Source organism: Arthrobacter sp. HMWF013, from assembly GCF_003061105.1.
Taxonomy (GTDB): domain Bacteria; phylum Actinomycetota; class Actinomycetes; order Actinomycetales; family Micrococcaceae; genus Arthrobacter.
In genome coordinates, this window is sequence record NZ_QAIQ01000671.1 from 10249 (window position 1) to 11045 (window position 797).

At 67.9% G+C, this 797-nt stretch carries 2 protein-coding genes; both read left to right on the forward strand.

Annotation, left to right across the window (positions count from 1 at the left end):
• On the forward strand, positions 1–416 hold a 416-nt coding region (locus DBR22_RS25000; RefSeq protein WP_441296257.1), incomplete at its 5' end, for an alpha-amylase family glycosyl hydrolase.
• Positions 416–797 (forward strand): LacI family DNA-binding transcriptional regulator (locus DBR22_RS25005; RefSeq protein WP_375135019.1); only part of this gene is annotated, 382 nt, incomplete at its 3' end. The genes DBR22_RS25000 and DBR22_RS25005, both read left to right, overlap by 1 nt.

The following is a 797-nucleotide window of genomic DNA, read 5'->3' on the forward strand; positions in this document are numbered from 1 at the left end:
GCCTTGGCCGCGACGGCTGCCGCGTGCCCCTGCCGTGGCGCGCCGAAGAGCGGCACCTCGGCTTCGGCTCCGGCCAGGACCCTTGGCTCCCCCTTCCCCCCGGCTTCACGGAACTGGCGCGGGACGCGCAGGCCGCATCGCCGTCGTCGCACCTCTCCCTCTACCGGAACATGCTGGCCCTGCGCCGCGAACTGGGCCTGGGCAGCGGATCCCTGGCGTGGGTCGAAGGCTGGTGCAGCGGTTCGTCCCTGGCCTACCTCAACGGCGCTACGCTGGTGGTCATGAACCTCAACCACGAGCCCCTCGAACTGCCCGTTGGCCGGATGCTGCTCCGCAGCGCGGAACCCGGTTCGAGCCGCTTCCTGGCAAGCGGGGAGACCGCATGGCTGCGGATTGATGGGGGCGACTCAGAATAGTGGGACTTGCGGGCATCAAGGACGTTGCCGACCGCGCCGGGCTCTCCATCGCCACAGTGTCGCGGGCACTCAGCGGCAAGGCGAACGTCTCCACGAAAAGCCGGCAGCTGGCGCAGGCAGCCGCCGACGAGCTCGGTTTCGTTCCTTCCTACCATGCCTCCAGCCTGGCCTCCGGCCGGAGCCACAATGTAGGGCTGGTTGTGCCTACTATCAACCGCTGGTACTTCTCTTCGGTGGTTGAAGGGGTGTCCGCCACCCTGCTGGATGCAGGCTATGACCTCACGCTCTACAACGTGGGCGACCAGCCGGCACGGCGCCAAAGCGTCCTGACTGACTTCCTGCTGCGCAAACGGCTCGATGCCGTCATCGCGGTGGCGTTGG